Origin of the sequence: Rhodopseudomonas palustris (genome assembly GCF_007005445.1) — a bacterium.
Taxonomy (GTDB): domain Bacteria; phylum Pseudomonadota; class Alphaproteobacteria; order Rhizobiales; family Xanthobacteraceae; genus Rhodopseudomonas; species Rhodopseudomonas palustris_G.
In genome coordinates, this window is the sequence record NZ_CP041387.1 from 3,045,574 (window position 1) to 3,065,062 (window position 19,489).

General features: G+C 66.3%; 17 protein-coding genes. 10 read left to right on the top strand and 7 right to left on the bottom strand.

What is annotated here, in order from left to right; translation table 11 throughout:
* Window positions 1–66: 66 nt before the first annotated feature.
* Window positions 67–1,083 carry an LLM class flavin-dependent oxidoreductase gene (locus FLL57_RS13960; protein ID WP_041807737.1) on the bottom strand — a complete coding sequence of 339 codons (1,017 nt, stop codon included), beginning with the start codon at window positions 1,081–1,083 and terminating at the stop codon, window positions 67–69.
* A 409-nt stretch (window positions 1,084–1,492) separates the two neighbouring features.
* On the opposite strand from FLL57_RS13960, the gene metF reads away from it, so the two are divergent.
* The 3 genes from metF (at window position 1,493) to metH (ending at window position 6,758) form a co-directional block, all read left to right on the top strand.
* Window positions 1,493–2,380, top strand: a complete 888-nt coding sequence (gene metF, locus FLL57_RS13965) for a methylenetetrahydrofolate reductase [NAD(P)H] (protein WP_142883185.1) — start codon at window positions 1,493–1,495, stop codon at window positions 2,378–2,380.
* Window positions 2,381–2,463: 83 nt separating this feature from the next.
* Window positions 2,464–2,865: an endonuclease domain-containing protein gene (locus FLL57_RS13970; RefSeq protein WP_142883186.1), complete on the top strand. Its 402-nt coding sequence runs from the start codon at window positions 2,464–2,466 to the stop codon at window positions 2,863–2,865.
* Window positions 2,866–2,876: 11 nt separating this feature from the next.
* Entirely contained in the window at window positions 2,877–6,758 is a 3,882-nt protein-coding gene (gene metH, locus FLL57_RS13975) for a methionine synthase (RefSeq protein ID WP_142883187.1), read from the top strand.
* An 865-nt stretch (window positions 6,759–7,623) separates the two neighbouring features.
* Here the strand turns inward: metH and FLL57_RS13980 are convergent.
* The 4 genes from FLL57_RS13980 to glpK form a co-directional block, all read right to left on the bottom strand.
* Complete coding sequence (locus tag FLL57_RS13980; protein ID WP_142883188.1) at window positions 7,624–8,256, bottom strand: glutathione S-transferase family protein; 633 nt, start codon at window positions 8,254–8,256, stop codon at window positions 7,624–7,626.
* A 141-nt stretch (window positions 8,257–8,397) separates the two neighbouring features.
* Window positions 8,398–8,661 (bottom strand): DUF2442 domain-containing protein, encoded by a 264-nt coding sequence (locus tag FLL57_RS13985; RefSeq protein ID WP_047310091.1) that lies wholly within the window; start codon window positions 8,659–8,661, stop codon window positions 8,398–8,400.
* Window positions 8,642–8,878 carry a DUF4160 domain-containing protein gene (locus FLL57_RS13990; protein WP_047310092.1) on the bottom strand — a complete coding sequence of 79 codons (237 nt, stop codon included), beginning with the start codon at window positions 8,876–8,878 and terminating at the stop codon, window positions 8,642–8,644. The genes FLL57_RS13985 and FLL57_RS13990 overlap by 20 nt, the downstream gene beginning before the upstream one ends.
* Before the next feature lie 18 nt (window positions 8,879–8,896).
* Window positions 8,897–10,399, bottom strand: a complete 1,503-nt coding sequence (gene glpK / locus FLL57_RS13995; RefSeq protein WP_047310093.1) for a glycerol kinase GlpK — start codon at window positions 10,397–10,399, stop codon at window positions 8,897–8,899.
* Between glpK and FLL57_RS14000 the strand changes: the two genes are divergently transcribed.
* The 7 genes from FLL57_RS14000 (at window position 10,386) to FLL57_RS14030 (ending at window position 17,169) form a co-directional block, all read left to right on the top strand.
* Window positions 10,386–10,592, top strand: a complete 207-nt coding sequence (locus tag FLL57_RS14000) for a hypothetical protein (RefSeq protein ID WP_142883189.1) — start codon at window positions 10,386–10,388, stop codon at window positions 10,590–10,592. The two genes, glpK and FLL57_RS14000, sit on opposite strands and share 14 nt — an antisense overlap.
* 15 nt (window positions 10,593–10,607) lie before the next feature.
* Window positions 10,608–11,192: an ANTAR domain-containing response regulator gene (locus FLL57_RS14005; RefSeq protein ID WP_047310094.1), complete on the top strand. Its 585-nt coding sequence runs from the start codon at window positions 10,608–10,610 to the stop codon at window positions 11,190–11,192.
* Window positions 11,193–11,337: 145 nt separating this feature from the next.
* Complete coding sequence (locus FLL57_RS14010; RefSeq protein ID WP_142883190.1) at window positions 11,338–12,498, top strand: CmpA/NrtA family ABC transporter substrate-binding protein; 1,161 nt, start codon at window positions 11,338–11,340, stop codon at window positions 12,496–12,498.
* Window positions 12,499–12,826: 328 nt separating this feature from the next.
* On the top strand, window positions 12,827–12,958 hold the full coding sequence (locus FLL57_RS23670) for a hypothetical protein (protein ID WP_349627482.1): 132 nt from the start codon (window positions 12,827–12,829) through the stop codon (window positions 12,956–12,958).
* Between the two features lie 357 nt (window positions 12,959–13,315).
* Window positions 13,316–13,738, top strand: coding sequence for a globin family protein (locus FLL57_RS14020; protein ID WP_142883191.1), 423 nt, complete (start codon window positions 13,316–13,318; stop codon window positions 13,736–13,738).
* A gap of 42 nt (window positions 13,739–13,780) precedes the next feature.
* Entirely contained in the window at window positions 13,781–15,553 is a 1,773-nt protein-coding gene (locus FLL57_RS14025; protein ID WP_142883192.1) for a NirA family protein, read from the top strand.
* Window positions 15,550–17,169: a sulfite reductase subunit alpha gene (locus FLL57_RS14030; protein ID WP_142883193.1), complete on the top strand. Its 1,620-nt coding sequence runs from the start codon at window positions 15,550–15,552 to the stop codon at window positions 17,167–17,169. The genes FLL57_RS14025 and FLL57_RS14030 overlap by 4 nt, the downstream gene beginning before the upstream one ends.
* A 144-nt stretch (window positions 17,170–17,313) precedes the next feature.
* Here the strand turns inward: FLL57_RS14030 and FLL57_RS14035 are convergent, their stop codons facing one another.
* Complete coding sequence (locus tag FLL57_RS14035; RefSeq protein ID WP_013501405.1) at window positions 17,314–18,087, bottom strand: SDR family NAD(P)-dependent oxidoreductase; 774 nt, start codon at window positions 18,085–18,087, stop codon at window positions 17,314–17,316.
* Window positions 18,088–18,220: 133 nt separating this feature from the next.
* Window positions 18,221–19,363, bottom strand: a complete 1,143-nt coding sequence (gene pimD / locus FLL57_RS14040) for a pimeloyl-CoA dehydrogenase small subunit (RefSeq protein ID WP_142883194.1) — start codon at window positions 19,361–19,363, stop codon at window positions 18,221–18,223.
* Between the last annotated feature and the right edge of the window lie 126 nt (window positions 19,364–19,489).

Sequence of the window (19,489 nt, forward strand, 5' to 3'; positions counted from 1 at the left end):
TCCGTGCACGGAGCCTCTGGATTACGTCGCTGCGCTCGCAATCACGAACTTTGCGACAGCACCGAACTATGCCGCCACGCGCTGCAGCTCGAACGCGTCGGCCAGCAAGCTATAGCTCCGCTTGCGCGCTTCGTGGTCGTAGGTCGCGGTGATCACCATCAGCTCGTCGGCGCGGCTGGCGGTGATCAGCGGCTGCAACGCCTGCCGCACCGTCGCCGGACTGCCGACGAACAGACGCGAGCGATTGCGCGTGATCGAGGCACGGTCGGCTTCGGTGTACGAATAGGACAGCGCCTCCTCGACGCTCGGCAGCGGCACGTAGCGGCCGCGGTCGCGCAGAAGGCGGCTGAGATCCATCGAGCTCGCCAGCCGCTCCGCCTCTTCGTCGGTGTCGGCCACCACGGCGGCAACGGCGAGAATGCCGTGCGGCGTCGAGCGCCAGCGGGTCGGACGGAAGTTGCTGCGGTAGTGCGTCAGCGCCTCGACCGCGTCGTGCGAGGCGAAGTGATGCGCGAACGCGAAGCCCATGCCGACCTGGGCGGCGAGTTCGGAGCTGTAGTCGCTGGAACCCAGCAGCCAGATCGGCGGCAACGGTGTGTCGTCGGGCATCGCCACGACGCTGTTGTAGGGATGACGCGGCGGAAAGCCGCGCGTTTCCCACAGGGTCAGCTCCTGCAGCCGCTCCAGAAAATCGTCGCCTTCGCGGCCGTCGAGTCGGCGGCGGAGCGCGTGCATCGTTGCCTGATCGGTGCCCGGCGCGCGGCCGATGCCGAGATCGATCCGGCCTGGGAACAGCGCTTCCAGCATCTTGAATCGCTCGGCCACCATCAACGGTGCATGGTTGGGAAGCATCACGCCGCCGGAACCGACGCGGATGCGCTCGGTCACCGCCGCGATCTGTCCGATCATGATCTCGGGCGCCGGACTGGCGACCGATGGCAGATTGTGATGCTCGGCCAGCCAGTAACGCACATAGCCCAGCGAATCCGCGTGGCGCGCCAAGTCGATCGAGTTGCGCAGGGCGACCGCCGGTGGTGTGCCGGTGGTGACGACAGACAGGTCGAGGATCGAGAGCGGCAACATGTCCATAACCTAGTGCTCAACCGAGGCCTGCGCAAAGGTAATGGGCTAGGCAATTCGGTGATGCTTTGCCTCCTATTCTCGGAGTGGGCAGAACGACCGCAAGCTTGGAGGAGTCTGATGGACCTCGCTCTGCGCGGATCGCTGCACTGCACATAAACATCTGTCATATCGTAGATTTTTAAAGCATGCGCGCCGCATATCCTGCCCACTATCACACAGCTCACGCCCCCATAGAGCGAACTAAATTGACTATTTTGGGCAACTTCCCAAGCCACCACCTCCCAAAGTGGGCTGGCCGCCGAAAGCAGTTCGGCCTAATTTAACGCGGTTCGTGGAGGTTCCTGATCGTTGGGCAGCCGCACGTGCCTGTGGACACCCGAACCGCCCTTTCAAACTGGATGACCATCAGATGAGCGACCTGCCGCAACAGCTTCCGGCAATTTCTTTCGAGTTCTTCCCGCCGAAGACCGAAGAGATGGAACGCAATTTGTGGCAGGCGATCAGCCGGCTGGCGCCGCTGCATCCGAGCTTCGTCTCCGTCACCTACGGGGCCGGCGGCTCCACCCGGGAGCGTACCCACGCCACCATCGCGCGCATTCTGAAAGAAACCGATCTGACCCCGGCGGCGCATCTGACCTGCGTCGACGCTCCGTGTGGCGATGTCGACGAGGTGGTGACGCGGTATCACGACATCGGCGTCCGACATATCGTGGCGCTGCGCGGCGATCCGACCACCGGCCTCGGCGGCACCTACACGCCGCATCCGCAGGGCTATCGCAGCTCGGCCGACCTCGTCGCCTCGATCAAGCGCCGCTATCCGGACATCGACGTCACGGTGTCGGCCTATCCGGAGAAGCATCCGGAGAGCACCGGCTTCGATGCCGACCTCGATATCCTGAAAGCCAAGGTCGATGCCGGCGCGACGCGCGCCATCACTCAGTTCTTCTTCGATAACGACCTGTACTTCCGCTACCTCGACCGCGTCCGCGCCCGCGGCATCGGTATCCCGATCGTGCCGGGCATCCTGCCGGTGCAGAACTTCAAGCAGGCCGCGGGCTTTGCGGCCCGCGCCGGCGCCAGCGTGCCGGACTGGCTGGCCAAACAATTCGAAGGGCTCGACGACGATCCCGACACCCGCAAGCTGGTGGCTGCCACCGTCGCGGCCGGCCAGGTGCACAAGCTCGCCAAGCACGGCGTCAACAATTTCCACTTCTACACCATGAACCGCGCGGACCTGGTGTTCGCCATCAGCCATCTGCTGGGCTTCCGGCCGCAGGCGGCAAGGCAAGCCGCGTGAGTTTGCAACTGAACTCTCCAAGCGCACCGCCCGCCCCCTCTCCCCTTTGGGGAGAGGGTTGGGGTGAGGGGGCACAGGCGCCAATGATCGTCCGCACCACGCGTACACCGATCGCCAGACGCCTGCGGGCTCAGCCGACGCAGGCTGAAACGTTGCTGTGGCGGCGTCTGCGCAATCGCCAGCTCGATGGCTGGAAATTCAAACGCCAATTCCCGATCGACCGATTTATCGTCGACTTCTGCTGCACCGAAGCGCGGCTCGTCGTCGAACTCGACGGCGGACAACATGGACAACAGACCGAGCAAGATGCGGCGCGGACGGAAGTACTCTCCGCGATGGGCTATCTGGTCATTCGGTTCTGGAACAACGACGTGCTGTCGAACATCGACGGCGTACTCGAAACGATTGCTCGAACGATCAGACCGCATGCGTTCGATCCCCCTCACCCCAGCCCTCTCCCCGACGGGGAGAGGGAGCCGCGCTGAGTAATTTGCAAATGTCGACTTCCAAAAGCCCGATCGCCGATCGTCTTCACGCCCTCGCCGCGCAGCGCATCCTCGTGCTCGACGGCGCGATGGGGACGATGATCCAGCAGTTGCAGCTCGACGAGGCTGCGTTCCGCGGGATGCGGTTCAAGGATTTCCACCGCGACCTGCGCGGCAACAACGACCTCCTCATCCTGACCCAGCCGCAGGCGATCGAGGACATCCACGCGCAGTACTTGCGCGCCGGTGCCGACATCGTCGCCACCAACACCTTCTCCTCGACCTCGATCGCCCAGGCCGACTACGACATGTCGGACCTCGCTTACGAGATGAGCCGCGACGGCGCCCGCCTCGCCCGCAATGCCGCCGCCAAGGTCGAAGCCGAAGACGGTAAGCCGCGCTTCGTCGCCGGCGCGATCGGCCCGACCAACCGCACCGCCTCGATCTCGCCCGACGTCGCCAATCCCGGCTACCGCGCGGTGACGTTCGACGATCTGCGCATCGCCTATGCCGAGCAGATCAACGGCCTGCTCGACGGCGGCGCCGACATCCTGCTGCTCGAAACCATCTTCGATACGCTGAACGCCAAGGCGGCGCTGTACGCCATCGCCGAGATCACCGAAGCCCGCGGCATCGACGTGCCGGTGATGATCTCCGGCACCATCACCGATAAGTCAGGCCGCCTGCTGTCCGGCCAGATGCCCGAAGCGTTCTGGAATTCGGTGCGGCACGCCAAGCCGCTCACCATCGGCTTCAACTGCGCGCTCGGCGCCAAGGATCTGCGCGCCCACATCGCCGATATCAGCCGCGTCGCCGATACGCTGGTCTGCGCCTATCCCAACGCCGGCCTGCCCAACGAATTCGGCCAATACGACGAAAGCCCGGAGTACATGGCAGGTCTCGTCGGCGAGTTCGCCGAAGCCGGCCTCGTCAACATCGTCGGCGGCTGCTGCGGCACCACGCCGGCCCACATCAAGGCGATCGCCGAAGCGGTCGCGCCGCATCAGCCGCGCGTGATCCCGACCATCGAGCCGCGGCTGCGGCTCTCGGGCCTCGAGCCGTTCGAGCTGACCAAGGCCATTCCGTTCGTCAATGTCGGCGAGCGCACTAACGTCACCGGCTCGGCGAAGTTCCGGAAATTGATCACCGCCGGCGACTACGCTGCCGCGCTGCAGGTGGCGCGCGATCAGGTCGAGAACGGCGCCCAGATCATCGACGTCAACATGGACGAAGGGCTTCTCGATTCCGAAGCCGCGATGGTCACCTTCCTCAACCTCGTCGCCGCCGAGCCGGACATCGCCAAGGTGCCGGTGATGGTCGACTCCTCGAAATTCAACGTGATCGAGGCCGGCCTGAAGTGCCTGCAGGGCAAGCCGGTCGTGAACTCGATCTCGCTCAAAGAGGGCGAGGACAAATTCGTTCACGAGGCGGGCATCGCCAAGCGTCACGGCGCCGCCGTGGTGGTGATGGCGTTCGACGAGACCGGCCAGGCCGACACCTACGCACGCAAGACCGAGATCTGCGCCCGCGCTTACGACATTCTCGTCAACCGCATCGGCTTCCCGCCCGAAGACATCATCTTCGATCCGAACATCTTCGCGATCGCCACAGGCCTCGAAGAGCACAACAACTACGGCGTCGACTTTATCGAGGCGACGCGCTGGATCCGCCAAAACCTGCCGCACGCACACGTCTCCGGCGGCGTCTCCAACCTGTCGTTCTCGTTCCGCGGAAACGAGCCGGTGCGCGAGGCGATGCACTCGGTGTTCCTGTATCACGCCATCAAGGCCGGCATGGACATGGGCATCGTCAATGCCGGGCAGATGATCGTGTATGACGACATCGATCCCGAGCTGCGCCAGGTGTGCGAGGACGTCATCCTCAACCGCGACCCGGGTGCGTCCGAGCGGCTTCTGGCGCTCGCCGACAAATATCGCGGCCAAGGCAAGCAGCAGAAGGAACAGGACCTCGCCTGGCGTTCGTGGCCGGTCGAGCAGCGGCTCAGCCACGCGCTGGTGCACGGCATCACCGAGTTCATCGAAACTGACACTGAGGAAGCACGGGCCAAGGCCGAGCGGCCGCTGTACGTCATCGAAGGTCCGCTGATGGCCGGCATGAACGTGGTCGGTGACCTGTTCGGCGACGGCAAGATGTTCCTGCCGCAGGTGGTGAAGTCGGCCCGCGTGATGAAGCAGGCGGTCGCCTATCTGATGCCGTTCATGGAGGAGGAGAAGGCGCGCAATCTCGCCGCCGGGACCGATCTCGGCGAGCGCTCCTCCGCCGGCAAGATTGTGCTCGCCACCGTCAAGGGCGACGTCCACGACATCGGCAAGAACATCGTCGGCATCGTGCTCCAGTGCAACAATTTCGAGGTGATCGACCTCGGCGTGATGGTGCCGGCCGCCAAGATCATCGAGACCGCGAAGGCCGAGAACGCCGATATCATCGGCCTGTCCGGGCTGATCACGCCGTCGCTCGACGAGATGAGCTTCCTCGCCGGCGAGCTGCAGCGCAGCGGCTTTGACATTCCGCTGCTGATCGGCGGCGCGACGACGAGCCGTGTCCACACCGCGGTGAAGATCGACCCGGCCTATCCCGCCGGCAGCGTGGTGCACGTCAACGACGCCAGCCGTGCGGTCGGCGTCGCCTCTTCGCTGCTGTCGAAGGACAAGGGCGCCGCCTATGCGGCGGAGATTCGCGCCGACTACGCCAAGATCTCGGCCTCGCATCACCGCGCCCAGGCCGACAAGAAGCGGCTGACGCTCGCCGCCGCCCGCGCCAACGCCACCAAGATCGACTGGGCCGCGACCAAGCCGGTGAAGCCCTCCTTCATCGGCACCCGGAGCTTCAGCAGCTATTCGCTCGCCGAACTGGTCGACTACATCGACTGGACGCCGTTCTTCCAGGCCTGGGAGCTCGCCGGACGTTTCCCCGCGATTCTCGAGGATGGCGTGGTCGGCGAAGCCGCAACGGCGCTGTATGCCGACGCCCGCAAGATGCTGGACCGCATCGTCACCGAGAACTGGTTCACCGCCAACGCCACGATCGGGTTCTGGCCGGCGAATGCGCAAGGCGACGACATCCTGGTCTATGCGGATGAAGCGCGCACCACGCCGATCGCCACGCTGCACAGCCTGCGCCAGCAGCTCGACAAGCGCGAAGGCCGCGCCAACGCCGCGCTCAGCGACTTCATCGCGCCGGTTGCGAGCGGCGTCGCCGACTATATCGGCGGCTTCGTGGTCACCGCCGGCATCGGCGAGGACGTGATCGCCGACAAGTTCAAGGCCGAGCGCGACGACTACTCGTCGATCATGGTCAAGGCGCTGGCCGATCGCCTCGCCGAAGCCTTCGCCGAGCGGATGCACGCCCGCGTCCGCCGCGAGTTCTGGGGCTATGCGCCGGACGAGACGCTGTCGGCCGACGATCTGATCCTGGAGAAGTATCAGGGCATCCGCCCCGCGCCCGGCTATCCGGCGCAGCCCGACCACACCGAGAAGGCGACGCTGTTCGAGCTGCTCGACGCCGAAGCCTCCGCCGGCGTGACGCTGACCGAGAGCTTTGCGATGTGGCCGGGCTCGTCGGTGTCGGGACTGTATTTCAGCCATCCGCAGAGCGCCTATTTCGGCGTCGGCAAGATCGAACGCGACCAGGTCGAAGACTACGCCGCCCGCAAGGGCTGGGACGTCGCCACCGCCGAACGCTGGCTGGCTCCGGTGCTGAACTACATTCCGGCGCGCAGCACGGTTGCCACCGACGAAACCGGCATGCCGCCACTGGCGCCGCAAGCCGATGCTGCGTTGTCGGCCGACGACGCCGCTCTGGCCTCGCATCCGCAGGGTTGCACCTGCGCGCTGCACCTCGCCTGGCGCAAGCAGAAAGTCGCGGCGAAATAACAGCGGGGCGGCCTTCTTGCAGGCGTGATCGCCTGCGCAAGCCGCCGTCACCGCATCAGCCGCCTCCGCCGTCGTCCCCCGCGCAGGCGGGGGACCCAGTATGGCAGAGAGCGCGTAGTGAGCCTCGAGCGATGCAGCGGGCGCTCTGGGATACTGGGTCGCCCGGCTCGTTGTATGGCCCGGGCGATGACGGTGGAAAGTCGGGCGAGCGCGTGCGTGATCGCGAGGCTTGTCGCGAGCTTCGGCTCGAACTGCGTTGTTCCGATTCAGCCTGTCAAACAGCCACGGCGTCGCGATCTCGCGGCTCGAACGAGCCCGAGCTATGCGCCCGTCGTCATCACGACGAGGGGCGGGGGCGCGCCGCGCGGCGCAAAGTTGGTGGTTGGTCGCGATGGCTTGCGAACCATCGCGCGACGCCGTCACGGCGCGCCCACCAGCGGCGATCTTTTGGCGTCGGGACCGTTCTTCCGGGCGCGGGGAGCACGGGGATTTCTCCCGCCTCGTTCCGTCCCGTCCAGCCTCGCGATGGGCAGCCGCTCATAGTAGCGGCGGACGGCGACCTTCTGCCTCCCGGACGATCGGCTTGCGAGGCCGCTCGCGCAGGACGCCGCGTCAGGCTCGGCGCCGCTGCACCATGCAGCTTCGCCAAACCCTCACCGGCCGGTCTCCCGGCCGACGATCTGTCCCGCTTCCAAGCGCCCTTGAGAAGCGCCCCTCACGGACAGGACGACACGGACTATAGTCCTTGTAGGAATATTGTCAATATGCGGCGCAACTTCGCATGGCCGAGGCTGATCCGACGATCAGCCTCATGGACCCCGCGCGCGATCAGGCAACCGGACGTGCTGTCGCCCTCCTCCCCCGCCTATGCCGGCGTCGGCGGGATCAGCGGCTGTACGATCTCGCGAAACGCCGGCAGGGCTTCGCAGCGCGCCGCATGGGCCGCGAGCGCGGGATGGCGCGCGGCATCGAACAGATGCGGATGCGCCTCGCCGGTGAAGCGCAGCACGCAGGCGACCGCGATATCGGCGTGGCCGATGGTGTCGCCGAACCAGAACGGCGTCGCGATCGCGGCGCGTTGCGCCTCCAGCACGTCGAGCACACTGCCGATCTGCGCCTCGCAGCGCGCGACCCAGACGTCGGATTGCTGCTGGCGCAGCACCCGCTCGTAGACCAGGCTGACCGCCTTGTCGCCAAGCCCGGTCGCCAGCGCGCAGACTTTCAGCACCTGCCGCCGCGCCGATCCGCTCTCCGCGATCATGGCCATGGCAGGCCCGACCAGTTCGTCGAGATAATCCAGGATCGCGGTGCTCTCGATCAGCGCCTCGCCATCGTCCAGCACCAGCGTCGGCACCCGGCGCAGCGGATTGTATGGCGCAATCTTGTCGGCATCGCCGAAGGTCGACCACGGCCGGTGCTCGAACGGCAACTCATACAGCCGCAGCGCGAGCGCGACGCGGCGCACGAAGGGGGAGTCGTATTGGCCGATCAGGATCATCGCGGGCACCGTGGGGTTAATACAGCATAATCGTCGTCCGGCTGCCGGTGCGGCTCAAGCGCGAAATAGCCGACGGTGCTCGGCGAGGACGTCATGACGTGGCGTGCTTGGGCAATGACGCGCCAGTCGTCCGCCCCTGCGCTAAGCTTGTGAAGCGCGTGTCGCAGATCGACCGCGTAGCATACCTGCAATGCCGAGGTCTTCGTCGAGCTCCGGCCAGTGAATGCCCATCGGCATCAACTCGAAATTGGTGCGCGCCGTCGCAGACGCGTGTAGCAGGCTGGGGTACCAATCGAGCGGCGTTGCGATCCGCCGGCCATCGGCGAGCGTCACGACGAGTTCGTCCGCGGTGAACTCCACCGCAACCGGTCTGATGTCACCGACATCAATTTCCAAAGTGCTCATGCCACTTGCCTTCCAGCAACTCACGATGCGCGCGGAGGTGACGAAGAATAGCGCCGATCTCGTGAGCGGGAAATCCCGCATTCACCGCAATCGAGAGATCGTGCAACCAGAACTTGGCTTCGCTGTTGCCGGCGCGGACATGCACGTGAGCAGGTTCTCCGGATTCATTCGAGTAGAAGAACGCCCGGTACGGCCCCCAGCGCAGCACGGTCGGCATTGCGACGAAGCTCCCCTGTCACTCCCCCTCATCCGTCGCCAGCAGCCCCTTCACCGCCCTCGCCCAGCCCGCCAATTTGCGTTCGCGCGTCGCCGCGCTCATGGCGGGGCGGAAGCGGTGGTCGAGGCGCCAGTTGTCGGCGAATTTTTGTGGCTCGGGGAAGACGCCTGCACTGAGGCCGGCGAGGTAGGCGGCGCCGAGCGCGGTGGTTTCCTGGATCACCGGGCGGTCGACCGGGGCGTCGAGCAGATCGGCGAGGCGCTGCATGGTCCAGTCGGAGGCGGTCATACCGCCGTCGACGCGGAGCACGGTGGTGGCGGCGTCAGCGTCCGGCCAGTCGGCGCGCATCGCCGCCCACAGGTCGAAGGTCTGGTAGCACACGCTCTCCAGCGCGGCGTGGGCAAGTTCGGCCGGGCCGGTGTTGCGCGTCAGGCCGAACAGCGCACCGCGCACCCGCGGATTCCAATACGGCGCGCCCATGCCGACGAAGGCCGGCACCAGATACACGCTCTGCGCCGAATCCGACTTGTCGGCGAGCGGCCCAGTCTCGGAGGCATGCTTGATGACGCCGAGGCCATCGCGCAGCCATTGCACCGCGCTGCCGGCAACGAAGATCGAGCCTTCCAGCGCATAGGTGCGCTTGCCGTCGAGCTGATAGGCGACGGTGGTGAGCAGCTTGTTGTTCGACTTCACCGGCGTCGCACCGGTGTTGAGCAGCGCGAAGCAGCCGGTGCCGTAGGTCGACTTGATCATGCCCGGGGTAAAGCAAGCCTGGCCGATGGTCGCCGCCTGCTGGTCGCCGGCGATGCCGCGGATGGTGATCGAACCGCCGAACAGCTCCGGCACGCTGTCGCCGAAATGCGCCGAGGAATCCTTCACCTCCGGCAGCATCGAGCGCGGCACGCCCAGCAGCTTGAGCAGTTCGTCGTCCCAGGCGCCGTCATGGATGTTGAACAGCAGCGTGCGCGAGGCATTGGTGGCGTCGGTGGCGTGAACCTTGCCGCCGGTCAGCCGCCACAGCAGATAGCAATCGACGGTGCCGAACTTCAGCTCGCCGCGTTCGGCGCGAGCCCGCGCGCCGGGCACGTTGTCGAGCAGCCAGGCGACCTTGGTGCCGGAGAAATACGGATCGATGATCAGCCCGGTCTTGGCGGTGACCATCGGCTCCAGCCCCTCGGCCTTCAGCCGGGTGCAGAACTCCGCGGTGCGGCGGTCCTGCCAGACGATGGCGCGGTGGATCGCCTGGCCTGAGACGGCATCCCACACCACCACGGTTTCGCGCTGGTTGGTGATGCCGATCGCGGCGATATCGGCGGCGGTCGCGCCGGCCTTGTCCATCGCCGCGCGGCAGGTGGCGATGGTTGTCGCCCAGATGTCCTCGGGCTCGTGCTCGACCCAGCCGGACGCCGGGAAATGCTGCGGGAATTCCTGCTGCGCGGAGGCCGCGATCGAAATGTCGGAGCGGAACAGAATCGCCCGCGACGAGGTGGTGCCCTGATCGATGGCCATGACGAAAGGCATCAGCGTTCTTCCCGGAGATGATGACGGAACGGTTTTGCCCACCCCACCCGATCGCGGTTTCGCCGTCAATATCGGCGGAAAATCTGGGCCGCGCCCGCTGCCGGGTTTGAACCTGGGAGCGCCGGCGGTGCACAATCAATCTGCTTCAATTGCCGACCGGGATGTGGTTTGTGCTGCCATCAACCCTCCATAGGTACCGCCTCGACTGATGGACCATTCGCTCAACATCGTCATCGTCGATGAGAACCCGGTGCGCGCCGCGATTCTGACCGAGGGCCTGCGCGAGGCCGGGATGACAGAGATCACCCATCTCGAAGGCACCACCAATCTGTTGGCGCGGATCTACCAGATCGATCCCGACGTGATCCTGATCGACCTCGAGAACCCCAGCCGCGACATGCTGGAGCAGATGTTCCAGGTCTCGAGGATCGTGAAGCGGCCGATCGCGATGTTCGTCGACCAGAGCGACACCGCCTCGATCCAGGCCTCGGTCGATGCCGGCGTGTCCGCCTACATCGTCGACGGGCTGAAGAAGGAGCGGATGAAGCACATCCTCGATCTGTGCATCTCGCGCTTCAATGCCTTCGCCAAGCTCGAGACCGAACTGAGCAACGCCCGCTCGGCGCTGGAGGACCGCAAGGTGATCGACCGCGCCAAGGGCATCCTGATGAAGGCCAAGGGCCTCACCGAGGAGCAGGCCTACGTGCTGCTGCGGACCACCGCGATGAACGAGAAGAAGAAGATCGCCGAGATCGCCCAGTCTGTGATCACGGCTTCGGAGATGCTGAAATGATGCGTCGCGCCATCAACACCATCCTCTCCACGCGTCATGGCCGGGCTCGTCCCGGCCATCCACGCCTTTCTCGCGTTGCCGTCAGCAAGGCGTGGATGCCCGGCACAAGGCCGGGCATGACGAGTGGAAAGCTGGAGCGCCTGAAATGAGCGAGCGGCTGCGCATCGGATTCATCCCGCTGGTCGACGCTGCTGCGCTGATCGTCGCCGCCGACAAAGGCTTCTGCGCCGCCGAAGGGCTCGACGTCGAGCTGGTCCGCGAAATCTCCTGGGCCAACGTTCGCGACAAGTTCAATATCGGGATGTTCGACGCCGCGCATCTGCTCGCCCCGTTGGCGGTCGCCTCCAGCCTCGGCATCGGCCACGTCAAGGTGCCGGTGATTTCCGGCTTCGGCCTCGGCGTCAACGGCAACGCCATCACGGTGTCGCCGGACCTGCACGCCGCAATCGTCGCGATGGCCGACGGCGACGTTGCCGATCCGGTGGTGTCGGCGAAGGCTCTGGCGCGGGTCGTCGCCGAGCGCCGCGCCAAGGGCCAGGAGCCGCTGACCTTCGGCATGACCTTCCCGTTCTCCAGCCACAACTACGATCTGCGGTTCTGGATGGGCACCGGCGGCGTCGATCCGGACGAGGATGTGCGGCTGGTGGTGCTGCCGCCGCCGTTCATGGTCGAGAGTCTGGCCAGCAAGCATCTCGACGGCTTCTGCGTCGGCGCGCCATGGAATTCGGTGGCGATCGATCTCGGCATCGGCACCATCCTGCATTTCACCAGCGAGCTGTTCCAGCGCGCCGCCGAGAAGATGCTGACGGTGCGGGCGAACTGGGCCGCGCAACACCCCGAGGTGCTGCAAGCCTTGATCCGCGCCCATGCCCGCGCCGCCGACTACATCGAGGACGTCGCCAACCGCGACGAGGTCTGCGGCCTGCTCACCGCGCCGGGCCGGATCGAGGTGACGCCGGAGCTGATCCGCCGCACGCTGGACGGGCGACTCAAGGTCGCGGCGGACGGCACGATCCGCGCGACCGACCGCTATCTGCTGGTCGGGCGCGAGGCCGCGGCGCGGCCCGATCCGGTGCAGGGTGCCTGGAACTACGCCCAGATGGTGCGGTGGGGACAGGCGCCGCTGTCGGCCGATCTGCTCGCCGCCGCCAAAGCGGTGTTCCGGCCGGACCTGTATGACGCAGCGGTCGGCACGGCTCCTGCGTTGCCGAGCGCGCCCGCCGACGGCATCGGCGAGTGCACCGGCGCGCCGTTCGATCCCGACGACATCGCCGGCTATCTGGCGCGGATGACGATCCGGCGCTGAGCCCCGCACGAGACCGCGTCATGAGTCCGCTCGCGACCCTCAGTCCCGCCGACATCCACCGGGTGCGGACCTCGTTCGACCTGATGTGGCCGCGCTCGACCGAGATGGCCGATCAGTTCTACGCCCGGCTGTTCGAGATCGCGCCGGACAGCCGGACGCTGTTTCGCAGCGACATGACCCGGATGAAGGATAAGTTCATCCAGACCCTGGCGGTGCTGGTCGGCAGCCTCGACAATCTCACCGGTCTGTACGCGGTCGCCGGCAAGCTCGCGTCGATCACGTCCGCTACGGCGTCCGCCCCGATCACTACGCGCCGGTCGGCGAAGCGCTGCTCTGGAGTCTCGGCCGGCAGCTCGCCGGGTTCTGGGACGACGACGTCGAGCAATCGTGGCGCAAGGTCTATGCGGTGATCTCGGCGCGGATGATCGGCGCCGCTTATCCGAACCACCACCCTGCCTGAGAGCTGCTGCGCTGCACATTTCATCGCCACGCTGCTCAGCCGGGCAGCGCAGGACGGCGGCTTCGAGCAGGCGCCGGCATCCCCCACGCGAGCCGCTAAGCGCCTGATAATCCGGCCAAATCCCTCTCCTGCCAGCAATTGGCACGAAATTCGCTGAGCTATCGTTGCGGGATGCCGGTGGGGCGTCCTGGCGTCATCGAAACTCCGACAGCAACGCCGCTGTCCTGGCCTCGCTCCGCGAGCAACCAGGCAGCGGCTTTTTTTCGTCGGTTCGAGGCGCCCCGTGCAAAGGGGATTGGTCGATGCAGCGCTTCGTGTACGGATGTCGGCGAAACCACATCGCAAGCAAGGATCGTGATGACGCCGCAGGCGATCGCATTGGTGCAACAGAGCTTCGCGCGGCTGACGCCGATCTCGGACGAAACCGCGACGCTGTTCTACGAGCGGCTGTTCACGACCGCGCCGGAGCTGCGGGCGCTGTTTCACGGCGACATGCGCCGGCAGGGCAAGAAGCTGATGAGCACGCTGAACGTGGTGGTGACCGGCCTGACCGCCCTCGACACCATCCTGCCGGCCACGGGGCGGCTGGCGCGGCTGCACATCGCTTACGGCGTCAGCGCCGCGCACTACACGCCGTTCGGTGCAGCGCTGCTGTGGACGCTGGAGCGCGAGCTCGGCGCGAACTGGACGCCGGAGCTGGCGGCGGCCTGGCGCGACGCCTACGCGATGCTGTCCGAGACGATGCTGGCGGCGGCTTACGGCGATACCACGCCGAGCTGATAAGCGCCCTGCTCCTCTCCGTGCAAGCGGCGTGAGGCGGCGATGGGCAGCGAATTCTCGATCGACCAGAAGCGCTATCTCGAAGGCTTCGCCACTGGCGTCACTGCGGCGCGCGCCGCGCGCGGCAGCCTGCCGGCCGGCGGCGCCGCGTCACCCAGCGGCCCGGACGCGATCCACATTGCAGCGCAGGACCGCGTCACCGCGTCGGGCAAGAAGCTCAACGACCAGGAGAAGTGGAAGCGCGAGCAGCACCCATTCGATGCCTACGCCCGACTGAAGCAGCAGGCGAAGGATAACGCCGCGCCGAAGCCGGCGGACAATTTCCGCTGGCGCTACTACGGGCTGTTTTACGTCGCACCAGCGCAGACTTCGTATATGTGCCGCCTGCGTATTCCCAATGGCATCCTGACATCGTGGCAGATGGCCGGGCTTGCCGATCTGGCCGACACGCTCGCGGGCGGCTACGCGCATGTCACGACGCGCGCCAATTTGCAGATGCGCGAGATCGCGCCGAAGAACGCCGTGCTGCTGCTGCAGGGCATCGAAAGCCTCGGGCTGTGGGCGCGCGGCTCCGGCGCCGACAACATCCGCAACGTCACCGGCTCGGCGACCGCCGGGATCGATCCGCAGGAACTGATCGATACGCGGCCCTACGCCCGCGACTGGCACTTCCACATTCTCAACGAACGCGCGCTGTTCGGGCTGCCGCGCAAGTTCAACGTCGCATTCGACGGCGGCGGACTGATCCCGACGCTGGAGGACACCAACGACATCGCATTCCAGGCGGTGCAGATCGCGGACGGTCACGGCGTCGCGCCCGGCATGTGGTTTCGCCTCGCGCTCGGCGGCATCACCGGCCACAAGGACTTCGCCCGCGACACCGGCGTGATCGTGGCGCCGGACGAGGCGACCGAGGTGGCGGATGCCATCGTGCGGGTGTTCATCGAGCACGGCGACCGCACCGACCGCAACAAGGCGCGGCTGAAATACGTGCTCGATGCGTTCGGCTTCGACAAGTACTTGGAGCTTGTCGAGGAGAAGCTCGGCCGCAAGCTGATCCGAGTGCCCACCGAAGCTGCGGCACCGCGCCCGGCGCAGGATCGCGCGGCGCATCTCGGCGTGCACCCGCAACAGCAGGAAGGGCTGAACTGGATCGGCGTCCGGCTCGCGACCGGCCATCTCACCTCGGCACAGATGCGCGGGCTCGCCGAGGTCGCGCGCAATTTTGGCGACGGCGATCTGCGGCTGACGGTGTGGCAGAATCTCTTGATCTCCGGCGTGGCGGATCCGCGCGTGACTGAGGCTACCGCGGCGATCGAGGCGCTGGGACTGGCGATCACCGCCTCGCCGCTCCGCGCCGGACTGATCGCCTGCACCGGCGCCAGCGGCTGCCGCTTCGCAGCCGCGCATACCAAGGAAACCGCGGAAGCGATCGCGCAATATTGCGAGCCGCGCGTGCCGCTCGACACGCCGATCAACATCCATCTCACCGGCTGTCATAACTCCTGCGCCCAGCACTTCATCAGCGACATCGGCCTGATCGGCGCCAAGGTGGCGATCTCGGATGAAGACAGCGTCGAGGGCTTTCACATCCATGTCGGCGGCGGCTTTGGCCCGGACGCGGCGATCGGCACCGAGGTGCTGCGCGACGTCAAGCAGGACGATGCACCACGCGTGATCGAGCGGATGCTGCAGACGTACCTCGCGCAGCGCACCTCGCCATCCGAAACCTTCCTCGCCTTCGCCCGCCGCCACGATGCGGCGACGCTGCAGCAACTGTTCGCAGCCGAACCATCACCGGAGACCGTGGCATGAGCCAGAACCTGCCGCCGCCGATCCCGCTCCTGGTGCCGGAGACCGCGCCGTTCTCCGAGGAGCAGCGCGCCTGGCTCAACGGCTTCTTCGCCGGACTGGTGTCGCTCGATGGGCAAGGCGTCACCGCGCTGTCGCCCGATCAGGCCGCAGCATTGCTCGCCGGCGGCCCGGCGCCAGCGGCCGAAGACGACGACGGCGGCGCGCCGTGGCACGATCAGAGCCTGCCGATTGGCGAACGGATGCAGCTTGCGGAAGGCAAGCCGCTGCGCTGGAGGCTGATGGCCGCGATGGCGCAGCAGGATTGCGGCCAATGCGGCTACGACTGCCGCAACTACTCGGGCGCGATTTTCGACGGCAAGGAGACGCGGCTGAACCTGTGCGCCCCCGGCGGCAAGGACACCGCGCGGATGGTGAAGGCGCTGGCCGAACAGATCGGCGCGGCGCCGACGCTGGAGCATGCGCCCTCGCTGGCCGCCGATGCCGCCCCAGTTGCGGCGCTGCCGCCGCGCGGCACCTCGCGCGACAATCCGGCAACCGCGAAAGTGCTGTCACGGCGCCGGCTCAACAAGCCGGGCTCGGAGAAGGAAACCTGGCACGTCGAGTTCGAGCTGGAGGATTGCCTGAGCTACGAGGCCGGCGATTCGTTCGGGCTGTTTCCGACCAATGATCCATCGCTGGTCGATTCGATCATCGCGGCGCTCGGCGCACCGGCGGAGTTGCCGATCGGCCAACGGACCTTGCGCGAGACGCTGCTCGACAGCGTGTCGCTGTCGCCCGCACCCGACACGCTGTTTCAGTTGATCAGCTACATCACCGGCGGCGACAAACGGAAGAAGGCCCGCGCGCTCGCCAGCGGCGAGGATCCCGACGGCGACGCCGCAACGCTCGACGTGCTCGCCGCGCTGGAGAAATTCCCTGGCCTTCGCCCCGATCCGGAAGCGTTCATCGAGGCGCTCGATCCCTTGCAGCCGCGGCTGTACTCGATCTCGTCGTCGCCGAAGACCACGCCCGGCCGGCTGTCGCTGACGGTCGATTGCGTGCGCTACAAAATCGGCAAGCGGCAGCGGCTCGGCGTCTGCTCCACCGGCCTCGCCGAGCGGGTGCAGCCCGGCGACACGCTCCGTGCCTACATACAGAAGGCGCACAATTTCGCGCTGCCGTCCGATTCCAGCCAGCCGATCATCATGATCGGCCCCGGCACCGGCGTCGCGCCGTTCCGTGCCTTCCTGCACGAACGCCAGGCGATCCAGGCGCCGGGCAAGAACTGGCTGTTCTTCGGGCATCAGCGCTCCGCCTCGGACTTCTTCTACGAGGACGAATTGAAGGCGATGAAAAACGCCGGCCATTTGACACGCCTGACGCTGGCATGGTCGCGCGACAGCGGCGAGAAGATCTATGTCCAGGACCGGATGCGCGAAGTCGGCCGCGACCTTTGGAGCTGGCTCACCGAAGGCGCCAGCCTCTACGTCTGCGGCGACGCCAAGCGCATGGCCAAGGACGTCGAGCGCGCATTGGTCGACATCGTCGCCCAGCACGGCGCCCGTTCAGCGGCGGAGGCGACGGCGTTCGTGTCGGAGCTGAAGAAGCAGGGGCGCTATCAGCAGGATGTATACTAAGTACCCTGCCCCTCACCGGTCATTCCGGGGCGCGCGCAGCGCGAACCCGGAATCCAAAGGTTGTTTCCAACGAAGAGAGATTCCGGGTTCGCTCACTTCGTGAGCGCCCCGGAATGACGGAGGAAGGGTGCGTGACCGCGACGCCTACACCGACGCGGTCGTGACCCCGCCGTCGATCACGATGGTCTGGCCGGTCATGAAGGTCGAGGCGTCGGAGCCCAGATAGGCGACGGCGCCGGCGATTTCGTGCGGTTCGCCGATCCGGCGCAGCGGGGTGCCGGCGGTGCGGCGCTTCAGATTGGCCTCGTCTTCCCACAGCGCACGGGCGAAGTCGGTCTTGACCAGGCCCGGCGCGATGGCGTTGACGCGGACGCCCTTCGGGCCCCATTCGCCGGCGAGGCTGCGGCACAGCGCGAAATCGGCCGCCTTGGAGATGCCGTAGGCGCCGATCACCGTGGAGCCGCGCAGGCCGCCGATCGACGAGATGATCACCACCGAGCCGTTGCCGCGCTCGGCCATCTGCGGAATCGCGCGGGCGCACAGCCAGATATTGCTCTTGACGTTCGACGCCATGATCTTGTCGAACGCCTCGTCGGCGATATCGAGCAGCGGGCCGTAATACGGATTGACCGCGGCGTTGCAGACCAGGATGTCGACCTTGCCGTATTTGGCAGTTGCGCCGTCGATCAGCCCGTCGACCTCGGCCTTGCGCGAGATGTTGCAGGCGATGACGTGCGCATCGCCGCCGTCCTTGCGGATGCCCTCGGCGACCTCTTCACATGCATCGGCCTTGCGGCTGGATACAACCACCTTGGCGCCGAGCTTGGCGAGCAGCTCCGCAGACGCCCGCCCGATGCCGCGCGACGATCCGGTGATGACGGCGACCTTGCCGGACAGATCGAACGGATTGACGGTCATGGCGAGGCTCCCTGAGTATTTTTGTTGTCGTCATTCCGGGGCGGAGCGGAAGCTCGCGAACCCGGAATGACGGAGGTGAGAGATTCCGGGTTCGCTCACTGTCGTGAGCGTCCCGGAATGACTCGTGCAGAGATCAGATCAGCCCACCACCCGCGCTGACGCGGGCGAGGTTGTAATCGGTATCGCCGAAGGTCTGCTCGATCATGGTCAGCCGCTTGAAATAGTGGCCGATCTTGGTTTCCATCGTCATGCCGATGCCGCCATGAAGCTGGATCGACTGCTGGCCGACGAACTTGCCGGACTTGCCGATCTGCACCTTCGCGGCCGCAATCGCGCCGGCGCGTTCCTTGGCGTCCTCGAACTCGGCCGCCATGGTGGCGAACATCGCCATCGAGCGGGCCTGCTCGGTGGCAACGAACATGTCGGCAGCGCGATGCTGCAGCACCTGGAAAGAGCCGATCGGCACGCCGAACTGTTTGCGGGTCTTGATGTACTCGACCGTGGTGGTGAGCGATTCATCCATCAGGCCGACCGCTTCGGCGCACAGCGCGGTGCGGGCATCGTCGACCACCGCCTCGACCAGCTCCAGCGCGTTCTCCGGATCTCCGATCGCCGCATCGGCGCCGACCTGGACGCCGGTAAAGGTGATGTCGGCGGCGTGCAGCCCGTCCTGGGTCGGATAGCCCTTGCGGGTGATGCCCGTGGCATCGGCCGGCACCAGGAACACACCGACGCCGGCGCGGTCACGCTGGCCGCCCTTGGTGCGAGCGGTGACGATCAGCGTGTCGGCGGCTTCGCCGTTCAGCACCACGAACTTTTCGCCATCGATCACCCAGCCGTCGCCATTCTTCTTGGCGGTGGTGGAGACGTCGCCGAGATCCCAGCGCGAGTTCTTTTCGAGCTGGGCGAACGCAAAGGTCTTGCTGCCGTCGATGATGCCGGGCAGATGCGCCGCCTTCTGCGCGGCCGAGCCGGCACGACGAAGGAAGCCGCCGCCGATCACCACGGTCGGCAGATAGGGTTCGAGCACCAGCGCGTGGCCGAGCGCTTCCATGACGATCATGGTCTCGACCGCGCCGGCGCCGAAGCCGCCATCTTCTTCCGAGAACGGCAGGCCGAGCAGGCCCTGCTCGGCGAACTTGCCCCACACCGCGCGGCTCCAGCCGCCCTTCTCCTTGGCGTACTTCTTGCGGCTGTCGAAATCGTAAGAGCCCTTCAGCAGGCCTTCGACGCTTTCCTTGAGGAGACGCTGCTCCTCCGACAAATCAAAATCCATCGTGATGCTTCCTTAAGAAATCCGGTTGCCTCGCTCCCTCTCCCCGCTTGCGGGGAGAGGGTTGGGGTGAGGGGCGACGCGAGTCGCTGACTCTCGGCCTTGCGGAGACGCCCCCTCACCCGGATT